The organism is Candidatus Thermoplasmatota archaeon (assembly GCA_030018475.1).
In the GTDB taxonomy this organism is placed as follows: domain Archaea; phylum Thermoplasmatota; class JASEFT01; order JASEFT01; family JASEFT01; genus JASEFT01.
Map to the genome: position 1 here is coordinate 8,100 of JASEFT010000008.1, position 1,299 is coordinate 9,398.

General features: G+C 41.8%; 2 protein-coding genes. Both read left to right on the forward strand.

Going from position 1 to position 1,299, the window contains the following annotated elements; genetic code table 11:
• Window positions 1-408, forward strand: a 408-nt coding sequence (locus QMD21_02230; protein MDI6855589.1) for a 4Fe-4S dicluster domain-containing protein, incomplete at its 5' end; no start/stop codon positions are given.
• Between the two features lie 61 nt (window positions 409-469).
• The coding region (locus QMD21_02235; GenBank protein ID MDI6855590.1) for an FAD-dependent oxidoreductase at window positions 470-1,299 on the forward strand (830 nt) is incomplete at its 3' end.

The following is a 1,299-nucleotide window of genomic DNA, read 5'->3' on the forward strand; positions in this document are numbered from 1 at the left end:
GACGGTTTCTTATTAGAAGCGCATCCCAAACTAAGACCTTTAGATACGTTCACAGATGGTATCTTTCTTGCAGGCTGCTGTCAGTCGCCAAAAGATATACCAGATAGTGTAGCGCAAGCTTCTGGTGCTGCAATAAAGGCAGGCATTCCACTTGCGCAAGGTAAGGTAGAAGTGGAGCCACTTTATGGAGTAATAGATAAAGACAGATGTAGCGGCTGCAGAATATGCGAAGGGCTTTGTAGTTATTCAGCTTTGAAGTATGACGAACAAGAGAAAATCATGACTGTAAACGATATATTATGCAAGGGTTGCGGCGCTTGTTCTGCCGCTTGCCCTTCAGGCGCTGTCTCAATGCAGCATTTCAAGAGCGTACAGATACTTGCCCAAATCGGAGCGATGCTAACATGAAAGAAGCCCTTTTCTTTTTCTTTAAGAAAGAAAAAGAAAAGCTCTTCAGGGGAAAAGAAAAATGAGAATAGGCGTGTATGTTTGCGAATGCGGTATAAACATTGCAAAGACCGTAGACGTGCCTAAAGTTGCTGAGTATGTTAATTCTCTGCCACATGTAGCTATCACTAGATATTACAAATATATGTGCTCTGAGCCTGGTCAGGAGCTGATAAAAGAGGATATTAAAGAGCTGAAACTCGATAAAGTAATAGTTGCATCTTGCTCGCCACGCATGCATGAAGCTACTTTTAGAAATGCATGCAAAGCAGCAGGCTTAAATCAATATTGTTTTGAAATGGCTAATATTAGAGAGCACTGCTCTTGGGTTCATCAAGACATAAAAGAAGCTACTGAGAAAGCTATGGCACTAGTGAGAAGCGCTGTGTATAAATCAATATATTTAGAGCCTTTAAGTACAAGAGAAGTTAATATTATTCCTAAAGCGCTTGTTGTCGGAGGAGGTATTGCAGGAATACAAACTTCGCTAGATATTGCAGATGCTGGCTTTAAAGTTTATCTTGTTGAAAGCTCCCCTTCGATAGGTGGCAGAATGGCGCAGCTAGATAAAACATTCCCCACTTTAGACTGCTCTGCTTGCATACTCACACCTAAAATGGTAGAAGTTGCAAGGAATGAGAATATAGAGCTAATAACTTATGCTGAGCTCGTTGATGTCCAGGGCTATATTGGTAATTTCAAAGTTAAAGTCAGAAAGAGACCACGTTATATCGACGAGAATAGATGTGTAGGCTGCGGCGAATGTGCAAATGCATGTAGGCTCAAAGATAGAATCCCTAACGAGTTTGATCTCGGTCTTGGTAAGAGGGGCGCGGTCTACATACCGTTCCC